We start from the raw sequence: 15,373 nt of genomic DNA, 5'->3' as shown, positions 1-15,373 counted from the left end.
ACGGGCGTTCGTTAAGTGGTTTCACCGTAACTTAACGAACGCCCGTTAAGCAAGAAGGAGAGCCGACCTACCGGGCGGGTGGGACCTGTGGTCGTGGGCGGCACGTGCCGCGTCGACGGCCTTCCCGCACATGGGGCCGGTCGGTGACGACCGGCCCCATGTGCCTGGCACCGGCCCTGATGTCCGGAAGTGCCGAAGACCGTGTCATCGCTCCGAGCGGGTGGGCTGTCCAGTCGGTCAGCCCGTCCGGCGGACCACCGTGCCACCGGTCGCCTGGCAGGCGCGCCCGGCGGGCCCGCACCGGGAAACGCCGCTCACGGTCGGCGTCGGCCACCGCGGCAGCCGGGCCGGGATCGGGGTCCTTCGCGCGACGTGACGGGTGGAGGATGGCCGACACGGTAAGGGGCCCTGTTTGCTCAGCCGCAGCCCTCAAGATAATCTCGGTGTGGGTTTTGGGCTTACGTGGTCTGGACCCTCCGAAGACCCGCCTAGCACCATCGGAGCGTGTCCGGCACCGGAGTGGACCCACCTGCTGTTTTTGTCGCTGCGTGACAAGCGGATCACCCTCGCCCGTGATCGGTCCGAAGGGATCCCCGAGTCCACGAGCTGCTGCGCGGCCAAGATTACACCAGCCGCATGCCACACCGCCTCGACGGGTACGTTTGTGCGAGCCCCACAACTCCGGCCGCGAAACACGCTTAGTCCCCGCCATTCCGGTATCCGGGGACAGCCGAGAGTATGTAACCCGGTTGGGGCGGGGACGCCCGCCGTGTTCACCCTCTTCGAAAGGCCCGCTCAGTGTTCAGTCGTGTCGCCATCGTCAACCGCGGTGAAGCCGCCATGCGGCTCATCCACGCCGTTCGGGACCTAGCCGCGGAGACGGGAACACGGATCGAGACCGTCGCTCTGTACACGGACTCCGACCGGACGGCCACGTTCGTCCGCGAGGCGGACATCGCCTACGACCTGGGACTCGCCGCGAACCGGCCCTATCTGGACCACGCGGTCCTCAGGAAGGCCCTGGTCGAGACCGGTGCGGACGCGGCCTGGGTCGGTTGGGGCTTTGTGGCGGAGGACCCGGCGTTCGCCGAGTTGTGCGCCGAGATCGGCGTGACGTTCGTCGGCCCGAGCGCCGAGGCGATGCGCAAGCTGGGTGACAAGATCGGCTCGAAGCTGATCGCCGAAGAGGTCGGCGTGCCCGTCGCTCCGTGGAGTCGCGGTCCGGTGGAGACGCTGGAGGACGCGAAGGCGGCGGCGGACCGGATCGGCTACCCGTTGATGCTGAAGGCGACCGCGGGCGGCGGTGGTCGTGGCATCCGGATGGTCTCCAACGCCGACGATCTGACCCAGGCCTACGAGCTGACGCGCCAGGAGGCCGCGCGCGCGTTCGGCAGCGGCGTCGTGTTCCTGGAGCGCCTGGTGACGGGCGCCCGGCACGTCGAGGTGCAGGTCATCGCGGACGGGCGGGGCACCGCGTGGGCGCTGGGCGTGCGCGACTGCTCCGTGCAGCGCCGCAACCAGAAGATCATCGAGGAGTCCGCCTCCCCGGTCCTGGACGCCAAGCAGGTCGCCGAGCTGAAGGCGTCGGCCGAGCGGCTCGTGCTCGCGGTGGACTACCAGGGCGCGGGCACCGTCGAGTTCCTCTACCACCCCGGTGAGCGGCTGTTCGCGTTCCTCGAGGTCAACACGCGCCTGCAGGTCGAGCACCCGATCACCGAGATCACCACGGGCGTCGACCTGGTGAAGGCCCAGCTGCACGTCGCGGCGGGCGGCAAGCTCGAGGGTGACGCGCCCGAAGAGTGGGGTCACGCCGTCGAGGCGCGCCTCAACGCCGAGGACCCCGACCGCGACTTCGCACCCTCACCCGGCCGGATCGCGCGGCTGGCGCTGCCCAGCGGCCCCGGCATCCGGGTGGACACCGGGTTCAGCGAGGGCGACGTGATCCCCGCCGACTTCGACTCGATGATCGCCAAGATCATCGCGCACGGACGTGACCGCGCGGAGGCGCTGGCCCGTCTGCGCCGCGCGATGACGCAGACGACCGTCATCATCGAGGGCGGTGTGACGAACAAGGGCTTCGTCCGCATGCTGCTCGACGAGCCCGCGGTGATCGACGGGTCCGCCGACACCGGCTGGATCGACCGCGTACGTGCCCAGGGCGCCCTCGTGTCGCACCGGCACTCCGCGATCGCGCTGATCGCCGCCGCCATCGAGGCCTACGAGGACGAGGAGGCCGTGACGCGGCAGCGCTTCCTGTCCACCGCGCACGGCGGCCGTCCGCAGTCGCAGCACGAGAGCGGCCGCGCGCTGGAGCTCAAGCTCCGCGACGTCGGCTACCGCGTCCAGGTCGCCCGCACCGGCGGCCACCGGTTCCGCATCGGCATCTCGGCGGGCGGCCCCGAGCACGCGGCCGACGTCGACATCGAGCGCTTCGACGAGCACAGCGGCCAGATCACCGTGAACGGCGTCCGCTTCAAGGTCGTCACGAGCACCCACGGCCCGATCCACCTGGTCGAGGTCGACGGCATCACGCACCGGATCAGCCGCGACGAGGGCGGCATCGTGCGCTCGCCCGTCCCCGCGCTCGTGGTGGCCACGCCGCTGCAGGCCGGCGACGAGGTCGAGGCCGGCGCGCCGCTGCTCGTGGTCGAGAGCATGAAGATGGAGACCGTGCTGCGCGCGCCGTTCCGCGGCCGCGTGCGGGAGCTCGCGGTGTCGGTCGGCAGCCAGGTGGAGGTGGGCGCCCGCCTGCTCCGCCTGGAGCCGGTGGGTGACGGCGACGAGGCGGCCGGTCCCGCGGCCGCGGGACCGGCCGTCGAGCTGGACCTGCCGTCCGAGCCGGTGGACGTGCCCGCGGCCGAGCGGGCCGCGCGTGGTCTGCAGGATCTGCGCAGCCTCCTGCTGGGCTTCGACATCGACTCGCAGGACGAGAAGCGCCTGCTCGCCGGCTACCTGGCCGCGCGCGCCGAGCTCGTCGCGGAGGGCGCACACGAGCCGGCCGGTGAGGTCGAGCTGCTGCGCCTGTTCGCCGACCTGAGCGAGCTGAGCCGCAACCGGCCCGCCGGCGAGGAGACGAAGTCCAACTCCGCGGTGCACAGCCCCCGCGAGTACTTCCACACCTACCTGCAGTACCTCGACCCGGACCGGTCCGGGCTGTCGGAGAGCTTCCGGCAGCGGCTCACGCACGTGCTGTCCCGCTACGGCGTCGAAGGCCTGGACCGCACACCGGAGCTGGAGGACGCGGTCTTCCGGATCTTCCTGGCTCAGCGGCGCGCGTCCGCCGACGTCGCCGTGGTGACGACCCTGCTGCGCCAGTGGGTGAACGAGGCCCCGCCCGCCGAGGCGGACCGCGTCACCGTCGGCCTGGCACTGGAGCACCTGGTCGCCGCCACCCAGGTCCGGTTCCCGGCCGTCGCGGACCTGGCGCGCGGCATCGTGTTCGCCTGGTTCGCCCAGCCGCTGCTGCGCCGCGCCCGCGCCAAGGTCTACACGGCCGTGCGCAAGCACCTGCGCCACCTCGACCGGCACCCGGACGCGCCCGACCGCGCCGAGCGGATCTCCGCCATGGTCGCCAGCGCGGAGCCGCTCGTCCGGCTGGTCGGCCAGCGGATCGGCCGCGAAGGCGCGGACCCCGTACCTCTGCTGGAGGTGCTGAGCCGCCGCTACTACGGCAACCGCGCGCTCGGCGACATCCGGGTGAGCGAGGTGGCGGGCTGCACGTTTGTCGTCGCCGACCACCACACCGAGACCGGCAAGGGCCGCGTCGTGACAACCGCGGTCGACTTCCCCGCGCTGGCCGAGGCGGTCAAGGCGGTCGACGAGCTCGCCGGCGAAGGCGAGCTGGTGGCGGACGTCTACCTGACCTGGTCCGACGGTCCGAGCGACCCCGACGAGATGGCCACGCGCCTGCGCGAGGTCCTGGTCGCGCAGCAGCCGTCGAACCGGGTCGGCCGTATCACCACGACCGTCGCGGGCAACAGAGGCGCCGTGCACCACCACTTCACCTTCCGGCCGTCCGCGGACGGCTTCGCGGAGGAACGGCTGCTGCGCGGTCTGCACCCGCGCATCGCCGAGCGCATGCAGCTGGAGCGGTTGCGCGACTTCGACCTCACCCGGCTGCCCTCGCCCGACGAGGAGGTCTACCTCTTCCGGGCCGCGGCACGGCAGAACCCGTCCGACGAGCGCCTCGTCGCCCTGGGGCAGGTCCGCGACCTGACCCCGCTGCGCGACGACGAGGGCAGGCTCGTCGCGCTGCCCGCGGCCGAGGACATCCTGGCCGCGTGCCTCGACGCGATCCGCCGGGGCAGGAAGCCCGGCGCGAAGACGTCCGCCACGAACCGGATCGTCATCTACGTGTGGCCGCCGACCGACCTCTCGCCGGACGACCTGAACACCCTGGCGAAGCGCGTGCTGCCGACGACGGCGGGCGCGGGGCTGGAGGAGGTGCTGTTCCTCGGCAGGCGCCGCGACGGCGTCACCGGCGAGCTCGTCGACATCGCCGTCCGGATCGGCTACGACGTGGGCTCCGGCGTGCAGCTGTCCATCGTGCCGCCGCCGACCGAGCCCATCGAGCCGCTGGACGACTACCGCCAGGAAGTGCTGCGCGCGCACAGCCGCGGCACGCACTATCCGTACGAGCTGACCGACATGCTCGCCGGGCCGTCCGGCTCGTTCACCGAGTACGACCTGGACGAGAACTCGAAGCTGGTGCCGGTGGATCGGCCCAAGGGGCGCAACACCGCCGCGCTCGTCGCGGGTGTCGTCAGCACGCCCACGTCGCGCCACCCGGAGGGCATGACCCGCGTCGTGCTGCTGGGCGACCCGACGAAGGCGCTCGGCGCGCTGTCCGAGCCCGAGTGCGCGCGGGTGATCGCCGCCCTCGACCTGGCCGAGCGGATGCGGGTGCCGCTGGAGTGGTTCGCGCTCTCCGCGGGCGCCCGGATCTCGATGTCGTCCGGCACCGAGAACATGGACTGGGTGGCGGCCGCGCTGAAGCGGATCGTGAACTTCACCCAGGACGGCGGCGAGATCAACATCGTGGTCGCGGGCATCAACGTCGGCGCCCAGCCGTACTGGAACGCCGAGGCCACGATGCTCATGCACACCAAGGGCATCCTGGTGATGACGCCGGACTCCGCGATGGTGCTGACGGGCAAGCAGTCGCTCGACTTCTCCGGCGGCGTGTCGGCCGAGGACAACCACGGCATCGGCGGGTACGACCGGATTATGGGTCCGAACGGCCAGGCGCAGTACTGGGCGCCGGACATCCGCGGTGCGCGGGAAGTCCTGATGTCGCACTACGACCACAGCTACGTCGCGCCGGGGGAGAGCGGGCCGCGCAAGACGGTCACCGGCGACCCGGTGGACCGTGACGTGTCGACGTTCCCGCACGCCGTACCGGACAGCGAGTTCACGACGGTGGGTCAGATCTTCTCCGTCGAGTCCAACCCCGACCGCAAGAAGCCGTTCGACATCCGCACCGTCATGCGGGCGCTGTCCGATCAGGACCACCCGGTGCTGGAGCGGTGGGCGGGCATGGCCGACGCGGACACCGCCGCGGCCTGGGACGTCCACCTCGGTGGCCGGCCGGTGTGCCTGCTGGGCATCGAGTCCCGGTCCGTGCCGCGCCGCGGGTTCCCTCCCACCGACGGCCCGGACACCTACACCGCGGGCACCCTGTTCCCGCGGTCGTCCAAGAAGGCCGCCCGGGCCATCAACGCCGCCAGCGGGAACCGTCCGCTGGTCGTGCTGGCCAACCTGTCGGGGTTCGACGGGTCGCCCGAGTCGATGCGCAAGCTGCAGCTGGAGTACGGCGCGGAGATCGGCCGCGCGGTGGTGAACTTCAAGGGTCCCATCGTGTTCTGCGTGATCTCGCGGTACCACGGCGGCGCGTTCGTGGTGTTCTCTAAGGCGCTCAACCCGAACATGACCGTGCTCGCGGTCGAGGGCTCGTTCGCCTCGGTGCTGGGCGGTGCTCCGGCCGCCGCGGTGGTCTTCGCGCGCGACGTCGACAAGCGGACCGGCAACGACCCCCGCGTGCTCGCGCTCGCCGCCCGGGTCGCGGAGGCGCCGGCCGCAACGCGGGCCGCGCTGGCCGCCGAGCTGGCCGAGCTGCGGTCGTCCGTACGGGCCGAGAAGCTCACCGAGGTGGCCACCGAGTTCGACCGCGTGCACAGCATCCAGCGGGCGGTCGACGTCGGCTCGGTGGACGCGATCATCAGCTGCGCCGAGCTGCGGCCGCAGATCATCGAGGCGATCGAGAAGGGCCTCGCCCCACAGGTCTGACCCGGTCCTGAAGCCCGGACGCCCGCGCCTTTCCGGCGCGGGCGTCCGGGCTTTTCCACGGAGGCGTCCGGGCGGGCTGTCCGATCGGCGCCCGCCGAGACCGTCGAGGCACGGAGTGCGTAACCGGTCTCCCGCAGCCGTGGCGCGCCCCGGTTCCGGCGGAGGACCTCCGACGGAACCGGGACGGTTCACCTAGGGGATGATCTCCGCGCCGCCGGCACCGGCGCCCGCGGCGGGCGGGGTGGAGGACGCGGATCCGGCCGAGTAGGCGTACGGCGGTGGCGAGACGCCGCCGTCGGCGCGGAGCCAGTCGCTCATGGTGCTGCCGCTGCTGTTGGCCCGGGTGATCGTGGCGATGTCGTAGAAGTTGCTGCTCGTCCACGTCAGTTTGGCGTCGCCGAAGTCCTGGGTGATCGTCTTGGCGCGCTTGACGTGGTTGCTCTCGGCGTAGATCCTGCCGCTCACGCCCAGGCCGATGAAGTAGTCGCCGACGTCGACGTAGTTGGCGAACACGTGGGCGTAGCCGAACCGCACCCTGGGGTGGCGGGTGTTGGATCCGTCGAACCAGTTGTGGTGGTAGGTGACGTTCAGGTAGCCGGTGTCCTGGGCGCCGTTGCTGTCGCTGTGGCCCAGCAGCATCGACTTGTCGGTGCCGATGTAGCGGTTGTAGGAGACCGTCGCCAGGTCCGAGCCGCGCTTGACGTCCACCGAGCCGTCATAGGAGGGGTAGAACGTGTTGTGGTCGATCCACACGTGGTGGGAGTAGCACTGCACGTTGACCGAGTCGTCCGGGGAGTTCCTGAACGACAGGTTGCGGATGATCACGTTCTGGACGTGGGTGAACCTGTCCTTCTCCGCGGGGTCGCAGAGGTCGCCGCCCCAGGCGACCTCTTCCGGGCCCCACCCGTTGACGTCGAGCCCGAACCCGCTGATCGTCGCGTTCGTGCCGACGCCGATGATGGTCTTGTTCGACCCGACGTCCAGCATGTCCGCGCCGTTGCCGGTGATCGTGCCCGAGACGCGGACGATCCGGGGGGTGTCGTCGGCGACGGCCGCCGCCAGCTGCGCGTAGTTGGCGGCGGTCACCGTCTGGCCGCCGGTGCCGCCGTTCGTGCCGCGGCGGCCGTACTTGTCAAGGGTCGCGAAACCCACCAGGCCGCTTGCGTTGCCCGGCGGGACGGTCGGCGTCACGGTGGGCGTCGGGGTCGGGGTGGGCGTCACCGTGGGGGTGACGGTCGGAGTCGGTTGCGGGCCTCCCGCGGGGACGAACCGCCACTGCTTGGAGGTCACCGAGTCGCAGGAGTTCTGCTGGACGAGGGCGCCCGAGGAGGTGGAGTTGTCCTTGGTGTTGAGGCATTTGCCGCCGTTGGCGTTGACCACCCGGTAGTTGGATCCCGATTCGGTCAGGTTCCAGGTCTGGGAGGAGGCGCCCGAACAGGTCTCCTGCTGGACGGCCTTGCCCGCGGAGGTGCTCGCGCCCTGGACGCCCGCGCATTTACCGCTGTGGACGGCCTTGAACTGGAACCCGCCACCGGCGGCGACCAGGTTCCAGGTCTGGCCGCCCGCGCCGCAGCCGGACTGGGCGAGCTGCACGCCGTCGGAGGCGCCGGCGCCCGGTACGCCCAGGCACAGCCCGCTGCCCGCGTTGACGATCGTGTACGCGCCGGGCGCCGGAGCGGCCGCGGCGGCCGAGGCGCCGACCACCCATCCACCCAAGGCGACCGCACCGGCGATCGCGATCGTGGCGGCCTTCCTGTCGAATCCGTTCTTCACAGCTGAGCTCCTTGCTGGTCCGGCAGGTCACAGGACCTGGGTTCGGGATCCCCCCAGCGAGCACGCGCGCCGTTCACATATATGAACTCGTCCACGAAGATGGATGCGTTTCGCGTTCTGAGTTCACGTCCATCTTGGTGGATGTGAAACCACCATAGGAAAGCGCTTTCCGAGTGTCAATGCGTCGTGAAACTTTCATCGGGAAGCGGCGTTGATGACCCGTCTCGACGCCGACGGCACCTACCTGATCGGCGTGCTCCCGGCGCTCGTTGTCATAGGGGTCGGCGTCGGCGTGGCCGTCATCCCGTTCAACATGATCATCCTGACCACCGCCCCGCCCGAGCACGCGGGCGTCACCGCCGGCCTGCTGCAGACGGCGCTGACCGTCGGAGGGTCGCTGGGCCGGGCAGCCCTGCTGATCCCGTTCACCGAAGGCGGCGGCATCGCGGAGAGCATCTCGTCGGTGTTCGCCTGGGCCCGCGCGGAGATGGCGCTGGCCCTGGTGGTGGCGCTGCTCTTCTGGTTCGGCCCCGGGGCGCGCGGGGCCGAACCGGCCGGGCGGGGCTGAGCGGGCCGTGAGTCATGGCGTCCTTTCAACGCGTTGTGATGTGCATCCGGCATCACGCCAGCGCGGCCGCCTTGCGCAGCAGCACCGACCGCTCGCGGACGTTGCGGCACAGCCGGGCGGCGAGTTCCAGCTCGGCCCGTGCCTCGGCGGTCCGGCCGAGCCGGGCGAGCAGCTCGCCGCGCACGCTCGGGAGCAGGTACGACCCCGACAGGCGGTCGGAGGCGACCAGCTCGTCCACGATGGACAGCGCCTGCCGCGGTCCGTTCGCCATCGCGACGGCGACGGCCCGGTTGAGCTCGACGACGGGTGACGGAGCCACGCGGCCGAGCGCCTCGTAGAGGAGCACGACACGCTCCCAGTCGGTCTCCGGCACCGAGGCGGCCGACGCGTGGCAGGCGGCGATCGCCGCCTGCAGTCCGTACGGTCCGAGGCCGCGTCCGACGGCCACGGCCCGGCCGATCGCGGCCAGGCCGCGACGGATCGCCGACCGGTCCCACAGGCGCCGGTCCTGATCCTCCAGGAGCACCGCTTCGCCGTCGGGCCCGGTGCGTGCGGGAAAGCGCGCGGCCGTGAGCTCGAACAGGGCGAGCAGCCCGTGTACCTCCGGCTCATCGGGCAGCAACGCGGCCAGCGTCCGGGTCAGCCGGATCGCCTCGTACGCGAGATCGGAGCGCAGCAAGCGGTCACCGGTGGTTGCCGTCGATCCCTCCGTGAAGATCACGTACAGCACGCTCAGGACGCCGCCGAGCCGTTCGCGCCGTTCTTCGGACGGCGGCAGCTCGAACGGCACTCCCGCCGCGGCGATCGTCTTCTTCCCGCGCGTGATTCGTGCCTGGAGGGTCGGCACGGGCAGGAGGAACGCCCGGGCGATCTCCTCGCTCGACAGGCCGCCGACCGCGCGCAGCGTCAGGGCCACGCGGGCCTCGGGCGAGAGCACCGGATGGCAGGCCACGAACATCAGCGCGAGGACGTCGTCGTCGATCCGGTCGGGATCCCACGGCAGGTCGTCCGACCGGTCCCGCGGGGCCGTCGCACCCGAGCTCGTCTCACCCTCGGCGAGCCGGCCGGCGAGCATGGCGTACCGCTCGTCGAGTGCCGACCGGCGGCGGAAGCCGTCGATGGCGCGCCGCCGCGCGGTCGCGAGCAGCCAGCCCACCGGGCTCGTCGGCGCGCCGTCGCGCGACCAGGTGACGAGCGCCTCCGCCACCGCCTCCTGCGCGACGTCCTCGGCGAGCTCGAAGTCCCCGGTGTAGCGGGCCAGCGCACCGACGATCCGTGCGGACTCGATCCGCCAGACGGCCTCGACGGCCCGCCGCGCCGACTCGGTGCTCAGCGGGCCGCCGGCGGCCGTGGGTGTCAAAGCTGGCCGGTCCGCTCGCGCCACGCCCGCTCCTTGATGATCCACTCATCGTCCTGCGGGAACTCGTCGATGCTCGGCACCCGTCGGATCTCGCACTTCGTGCCGGTGACCGCGGGGAGTCGCTTGGCCCACTCGACCGCCTCCTCCTTCGAGGCCACGTCGATCACGTAGAAGCCGCCGAAGAGTTCCTTCGTCTCGCCGTAGGGACCGTCGGTGACCAACGGCGTCTCGCCGCTGAAGTCGACCACCACGCTCTGGGCCGGGTCCTCCAGACCCTCGGCGGCGACGAGCACGCCGGCCCGGATCATCTCCTCGTTGAAGCGACCCATCGTCTCGAGCATCTGCTCGAAGGGCGTCTCCATCATCTTCGCGACGGACTCGTCCGTGCCTCGCATGATCAGCATGTACTTCGCCATCTTCGATCTCCTTGCCATCGGGGCCGCCTCTCGCCCCTCTCACTCTCAGGTCGAACGGGGCAGCCGCGGATCGACACGGCCGGCAGACGGATGCGGACCATTTTGCATCCGGGCGTTCCGCCCCCGCGATTCCGGCCGGCGAGCTCTCCGGCGCGACGGAGAACCGCCCGTCCCCGGTCCTGCCGGCTCCTGAGCCTCCGCCGATTTTTGATGCCTCCCGGCAGGTAGGTTTCTCCTCATGACCGGCGCATGGGCGACAGAGGCGATCGAGCGGCTGGATGAGGAGATGGCGCAGGTCGGGCCCACCCCGTTGCGGCCGTTCCCGCTGCCCGACGACTGGGGAGTACGGCTCTGGCTGAAGGACGAGTCGGTCCAGCCGACAGGTGGTCTGAAGCACCGGCTGGCACGGGCCCTGTTCACAACCGCGATCGCCACCGGCCGGATCGTGGAGGGCACCCCCGTGGTGGAGGCCGCAGGGGGCGCGATGGCGGTCGCCCAGGCATACTTCGCCCGGCTGCTCGGCCTGCCGTACACCGTTGTCATGCCGGAGGGCTCCCGGGGGGAGGGCGTCGAGCAGTTGGGCGGGACCTGTCGATACGTCCACCCGCCGCTGGCCATCTACGACGAGGCCGCGAGACTGGCCGAACGGCTGGGCGGCTGCTATCTGGACCACTACGCCTCGGCCGCGACCGTCGACTGGCGCGGCGGGAGCCTGGCGGAGGAGCTTTTCGGCCAGGCGGACCGGTGTCCGGCGTGGATCGTGGTGGGCGCGGGCACCGGTGCCACCTCCGCCGCCGTCGGCCGCCATCTACGCGCTCACCGTCTGCCCGGCAAGCTGGCCGTGGTCGATCCGGAGAACTCCGCCTACTTTCCCGGCTGGGCGAGCGGCGCCGACGACTACGGCACCGGCATGCCGTCCCGGATCGAGGGGATCGGCCGGCCCCGCATGGAGCCGGGTTTTGTCGCCTCCCTCGTCGATCTGGTCGTTCCCGTGCCCGACGCCGCCAGCGTGGCCGCTGCCCGCCGGGTACGGGAGGCGACCGGGCTGGCGGTCGGTGCCGCCACCGGGACGAACCTGTGGGGCGCGCTGGAGCTCGCCGTCCGCATGCGGGACCGGGAGGTCCGCGGCGAGATGGTCACCGTGATCGGTGACGCCGGCGAGCGTCACCTGCGGACCTGCCACGACGACGCCTGGGCGCAGGGCAGAGGACTGGACTGGAGGCCGTACGCGGCACGGCTGGCACACCTGCTCGACGCGTAGCCGTCCGGGGTCAGAGCCAGGACGGCGGCGAGCACGACGAGCGCTGCGGTCATCATCGTGGCCGAGCCGCGGAACCGGCGTCAGGTCAGCCATGCAGGAGATGGCAGGCGGAAGATCAGCTTGAGGCCGGACCACGTCGCCGCACCAGAGGCAGGTACACCTCGTCGACGATCTCGACGAGGACGTCGTCGGGCGCGGTGGGGACCCCGCGCACGACGAATTCGTTGCGCAGCAGGACCATGGCCACGGTGGCGACCCGTGGATGAAGCGCTTCGGGGGAGGCCTCACCACGTGCGACCGCGCGCCCCAGGATGGTCAACCAGGGGGCGGCCGCGGCGTCGCCGGACCGTTCTTGCAGCTGCGCCAGGAGTTCCGACGCGCCGCCGGCCGCGGAGATCAGCTCGCCCAGGACCGCCCCGAGGGGGGAGCTCCAGTGGCGGTTCGCCTGCCGTAGCCACTCAAGGACGTCACCGCGCAGACCGCCGGTGTCGGGGAGCGGGGCCGTCGTGGCCAGTTGCCGATAGGCGGCGATGCCGAGTGCGAGGCGGTTCGGCCAGCGGCGGTAGATGGCGTTCTTGTTGGTACCGGCGCGGGCGGCGACCTTGTCCATGGTCAACCCGGCGTATCCGGACTCGGTGAGTTCGTCCACCGCGGCGCGCAGGATCGCCTCCTCCAGGGCGGCTCCGCGCCTCCGCGTCTGTCCGGCACCTGGCTGCCCCATCGGATCCCCTGTCATGGCACCTTCCCGCAAGCGGTACCGATCGTACCCTCCAATCTGGTTGCCGCGCCTGCGTCTCGGCCTTTAAGGGACGCCGAGTACCTTAAAAACCTCATTGGAAGAAGGCCTGACATGCGAGCCAGAGGCATCAGCTACGACACCGGCTTCGTCTACAACGGAGCGATCGGCCACGAGCTCTTCGACTCGGAGACGGTCAGGCGCGAGCTGCGCATCATCCGTGACGACCTGCACTGCACCGCGGTCCGCGTCATGGGCGGCGATCCGGAACGGATGGAGCTCGCGGCGGCGCACGCCGCCGACCTCGGCCTCGAGGTCTGGTTCTCTCCCTACCCGCTGGAGCTGACCACCGACGAGATTCTGTCGCTGTTCGCCGACTGCGCCGTGCGCGCGGAGCGGCTCAGGCAGCGGGGAGCCGAGGTCGTGTTCGTCACCGGCGCCGAGCTCAGCCTGATGAACAAGGGATTCCTGCCCGGCGACAGCACCGACGAGCGGGTCGAGTCGCTGAGCCGGCCAGGTCGCGTGCGCGAGCAGATCGGCGAGATCAGCACACGTGTCAACGACTTCCTCGGCAGGGCCGTGGCACTCGTCCGTGAGCGCTTCGGCGGCAAGGTGACCTACGCCTCCGTACCGCTTGAGAACGTCGACTGGACACCCTTCGACATCGTGTCCATGGATCTCTACCGGTCGGCCGAGATCGCCGACCGCTTCGCCGAAGGCGTCCGCACCCTCGTCGCGCAGGGAAAGCCGGTCGCGATCACCGAGTTCGGCTCGGCCTGCTACCGGGGTGCGGGTGACAGGGGCGCTCGCGGCCTGGAGATCGTCGAGTACGACAAGGACACCCGTGCACCCGTTCGGCTGAAGGGTGAGTACGCCCGCGACGAGGCCGGTCAGGCCGCGTATCTGCGCGAGCTGCTGGAGGCCTTCGACGCCGGAGGCATCGACGGCGCCTTCGTGTTCACCTTCGCGCTGTACGACCAGCCGCACCGCCCCGACGGAGACCCCCGCGAGGACCTGGACCTGGCCAGCTACGGCATCGTCAAGGTCTACGAGGACCGCCTCGGAGCCACCTACCCCGACATGCCCTGGGAACCCAAGGTCGCGTTCACCGCCCTCGCCGACTACTACCGGGAGCACTGAGACGGCGAAAACCGCCCTGGGTGGGTGGTGGTCCTCATACAACTCTGCCGGCGATCGGCCGCCGGTCACGTGGTGGACCCCGCCGGGGCCTGCCGGAAGAGGGCGTCGAGTGTGGAACAGGTCAGGGACGGCGGTTATGGGTGCCGGGCGTGTAGCCGAAGGCGTGGTGGAAGACGTCGATGAAGGCGCTGGTGGAGGACCAGCCGCAGCGGTGGGCGACGGCGGTTACCGGCACGTCGTCGGCCAGCATGCGCAGGGCGTGGTAGAGGCGTAGCTGGGTGCGCCACTGAGGGAAGGTCATGCCTAGTTCGCGGCGGAAGAGACGGCCATCGTGTGGGCGTCGCCGGCGGCGTCACCCTGGGCCTGGCCGTCAGCATCGGCGGCATCGCCAGCCCGCTCATCGGCGCCGTCGCTGACACCACCTCCCTGCAGACCGCCCTCGCACCGCTGATCGCACTGCCTGCCCTCGGCTGGCTTCTCCTGCGCACCTTGAACGAGCCCAAGATGCCCGACGCGGCCACCGACCAGCCGCCGGTCGCCACACAGCCGGAACCCGTCGCCGACCCCTCGGTGTAGTGCGGGCCTTTCGCCTCTGACTTTTGAGGGAATTCGACCTCGCTCGCTGACCGCGTGGTCATTCTCCTTCGCCCGTTCCCGGATGGGGAGGCATCGAGCCCCCGGGCCGGTCGGGCGACACGGAACGGGGCGAAATCGGCATCGGACAGAACCGGAAACCTATCTTTGCCCGCTGTTCAGCGCCCGCTGTCGCCCGGGACGAGCAGTTGAGGTCGAACTCGTGATGTCGTGTGATGACGGCGGTCACGGACGGTGAACGGGTGCCCCCGGAGTTCCTGCTGGGAGCGCTGGAGTCGCCGGTCAAGGTGCCACATCCCGCCGAAGGTTCCTGTCGAATCATTCAGACAACGTCATGCAGGAGAAACCATGCGTTGCGTCATGTCCGTCGCCACCGGAGCGGTCGCGCTTCTCCTCCTCAGCGGCCACGGGGCCCGTCCTCCCGGCCTGGAAGACACCTCGGCCGTGTCGAGCACGGGCAGGCGTCTGCCGGTGGAGCAGCTGCGGGTCAAGGTTCTTCAGAGCCTGCCGCACGACCCCCGCGCCTCCACCCAGGGGCTGGAGATGGCCGGCGGCAGGCTGTACGAGAGCACCGGCGGGTACGGCGAGTCGGCGGTCACGGCCGGGCCCGCGGGGAAGGCGCCCACCGCCCGTGCACAACTGCCGGCCCTGATGTTCGGTGAGGGGATCACCGTCGTGGGGCCGACGCTGTGGCAGATCACCTGGCGCGACGGCATCGCCGTCGAGCGGGACAGCCGCACCCTTGCCGAACGCCGCCGCGTCCCCTACACCGGGGAAGGCTGGGGGCTGTGCCACCGGCGACGGGACAACCGGCTGGTGATGAGTGACGGCTCCGCCCGCCTCACCTTTCGCGATCCCGTCACGTTCGCCTCCACCGGCACGCTCACCGTGACCGAGTACGGCCATGCTGTCCCCTGGCTCAACGAGCTCGAATGCGCGGGTCCCCACACCGTCTACGCCAACGTCTACTGGACCGACCGGATCGTGCGGATCGACACCCGCACCGGCATGGTGACCGGCGGCATCGACGCCGCGGGCCTGCTCACCCGTTCAGAACGCCAGAACGCGGGCGTCCTGAACGGCATCGCGGCCATCCCCGGAACCGACGAGTTCCTGCTGACCGGCAAGCTGTGGCCCAAGACGTTCCGCGTGCGGTTCGTCCCCGACTCCGGCACGCGCTCGTCCGACGACAGACTCTGACGGAGGCCACGGCCGGTGGCTGCCCGCGTAGTGCGGGCAG

Annotated in this window: 10 protein-coding genes and 1 pseudogene; 6 read left to right on the top strand and 5 right to left on the bottom strand. The window is 70.9% G+C overall.

Annotated features, from left to right (window positions below; all coding sequences use genetic code 11):
* The first annotated feature begins 798 nt into the window (after positions 1-798).
* Positions 799-6,285 carry a carboxyl transferase domain-containing protein gene (locus tag DKM19_RS24065; protein ID WP_110698581.1) on the top strand — a complete coding sequence of 1,829 codons (5,487 nt, stop codon included), beginning with the start codon at positions 799-801 and terminating at the stop codon, positions 6,283-6,285.
* A 192-nt stretch (positions 6,286-6,477) separates the two neighbouring features.
* On the opposite strand, the gene DKM19_RS24060 is transcribed toward DKM19_RS24065, so the two are convergent.
* On the bottom strand, positions 6,478-8,058 hold the full coding sequence (locus tag DKM19_RS24060; RefSeq protein ID WP_110698579.1) for an RICIN domain-containing protein: 1,581 nt from the start codon (positions 8,056-8,058) through the stop codon (positions 6,478-6,480).
* A gap of 214 nt (positions 8,059-8,272) precedes the next feature.
* Here DKM19_RS24060 and DKM19_RS24055 point away from each other — a divergent pair, with 214 nt between their 5' ends.
* Positions 8,273-8,626, top strand: coding sequence for a hypothetical protein (locus DKM19_RS24055; RefSeq protein ID WP_204358983.1), 354 nt, complete (start codon positions 8,273-8,275; stop codon positions 8,624-8,626).
* A 52-nt stretch (positions 8,627-8,678) separates the two neighbouring features.
* On the opposite strand, the gene DKM19_RS24050 is transcribed toward DKM19_RS24055, so the two are convergent.
* Both DKM19_RS24050 and DKM19_RS24045 read right to left on the bottom strand, forming a co-directional pair.
* Positions 8,679-9,986 carry an RNA polymerase sigma factor gene (locus DKM19_RS24050; protein WP_369990614.1) on the bottom strand — a complete coding sequence of 436 codons (1,308 nt, stop codon included), beginning with the start codon at positions 9,984-9,986 and terminating at the stop codon, positions 8,679-8,681.
* Complete coding sequence (locus DKM19_RS24045) at positions 9,983-10,402, bottom strand: YciI family protein (protein ID WP_089206650.1); 420 nt, start codon at positions 10,400-10,402, stop codon at positions 9,983-9,985. The genes DKM19_RS24050 and DKM19_RS24045 overlap by 4 nt, the downstream gene beginning before the upstream one ends.
* 238 nt (positions 10,403-10,640) lie before the next feature.
* On the opposite strand from DKM19_RS24045, the gene DKM19_RS24040 reads away from it, so the two are divergent.
* Positions 10,641-11,663 (top strand): PLP-dependent cysteine synthase family protein, encoded by a 1,023-nt coding sequence (locus tag DKM19_RS24040; RefSeq protein ID WP_110698575.1) that lies wholly within the window; start codon positions 10,641-10,643, stop codon positions 11,661-11,663.
* A 115-nt stretch (positions 11,664-11,778) separates the two neighbouring features.
* On the opposite strand, the gene DKM19_RS24035 is transcribed toward DKM19_RS24040, so the two are convergent.
* The gene (locus DKM19_RS24035; RefSeq protein ID WP_110698573.1) at positions 11,779-12,384 is read right to left on the bottom strand and encodes a TetR/AcrR family transcriptional regulator; all 606 of its coding nucleotides are present in this window, start codon (positions 12,382-12,384) and stop codon (positions 11,779-11,781) included.
* A gap of 129 nt (positions 12,385-12,513) precedes the next feature.
* On the opposite strand from DKM19_RS24035, the gene DKM19_RS24030 reads away from it, so the two are divergent.
* The gene (locus tag DKM19_RS24030) at positions 12,514-13,539 is read left to right on the top strand and encodes a hypothetical protein (protein WP_110698571.1); all 1,026 of its coding nucleotides are present in this window, start codon (positions 12,514-12,516) and stop codon (positions 13,537-13,539) included.
* A 121-nt stretch (positions 13,540-13,660) separates the two neighbouring features.
* Here the strand turns inward: DKM19_RS24030 and DKM19_RS24025 are convergent.
* Positions 13,661-13,852, bottom strand: a pseudogene (locus tag DKM19_RS24025) (helix-turn-helix transcriptional regulator); the annotation flags it as partial.
* 20 nt (positions 13,853-13,872) lie between these two features.
* On the opposite strand from DKM19_RS24025, the gene DKM19_RS24020 reads away from it, so the two are divergent.
* Both DKM19_RS24020 and DKM19_RS24015 read left to right on the top strand, forming a co-directional pair.
* Positions 13,873-14,115 (top strand): hypothetical protein, encoded by a 243-nt coding sequence (locus tag DKM19_RS24020; RefSeq protein ID WP_204358981.1) that lies wholly within the window; start codon positions 13,873-13,875, stop codon positions 14,113-14,115.
* Positions 14,116-14,481: 366 nt separating this feature from the next.
* A complete protein-coding gene (locus DKM19_RS24015; RefSeq protein ID WP_204358980.1) occupies positions 14,482-15,333 on the top strand; it encodes a glutaminyl-peptide cyclotransferase in 852 nt (283 codons plus the stop codon).
* Positions 15,334-15,373 lie beyond the last annotated feature (40 nt).

Origin of the sequence: Streptosporangium sp. 'caverna' (assembly GCF_003203775.1) — a bacterium.
Lineage (GTDB): Bacteria > Actinomycetota > Actinomycetes > Streptosporangiales > Streptosporangiaceae > Streptosporangium > Streptosporangium subroseum.
Note: the sequence above shows the minus strand (reverse complement) of the source record. Positions and strands in the feature narration are given on the sequence as shown.

What these genes read in the sequence shown, in the direction of transcription:
- DKM19_RS24055 (WP_204358983.1), top strand. Translation starts at nt 8,273, where the DNA reads ATGACCCGTCTCGACGCCGACGGCACCTACCTGATCGGCGTGCTCCCG.
- DKM19_RS24045 (WP_089206650.1), bottom strand. Translation starts at nt 10,402, where the DNA reads ATGGCGAAGTACATGCTGATCATGCGAGGCACGGACGAGTCCGTCGCG.
- DKM19_RS24040 (WP_110698575.1), top strand. Translation starts at nt 10,641, where the DNA reads ATGACCGGCGCATGGGCGACAGAGGCGATCGAGCGGCTGGATGAGGAG.
- DKM19_RS24035 (WP_110698573.1), bottom strand. Translation starts at nt 12,384, where the DNA reads ATGGGGCAGCCAGGTGCCGGACAGACGCGGAGGCGCGGAGCCGCCCTG.
- DKM19_RS24030 (WP_110698571.1), top strand. Translation starts at nt 12,514, where the DNA reads ATGCGAGCCAGAGGCATCAGCTACGACACCGGCTTCGTCTACAACGGA.
- DKM19_RS24015 (WP_204358980.1), top strand. Translation starts at nt 14,482, where the DNA reads ATGCGTTGCGTCATGTCCGTCGCCACCGGAGCGGTCGCGCTTCTCCTC.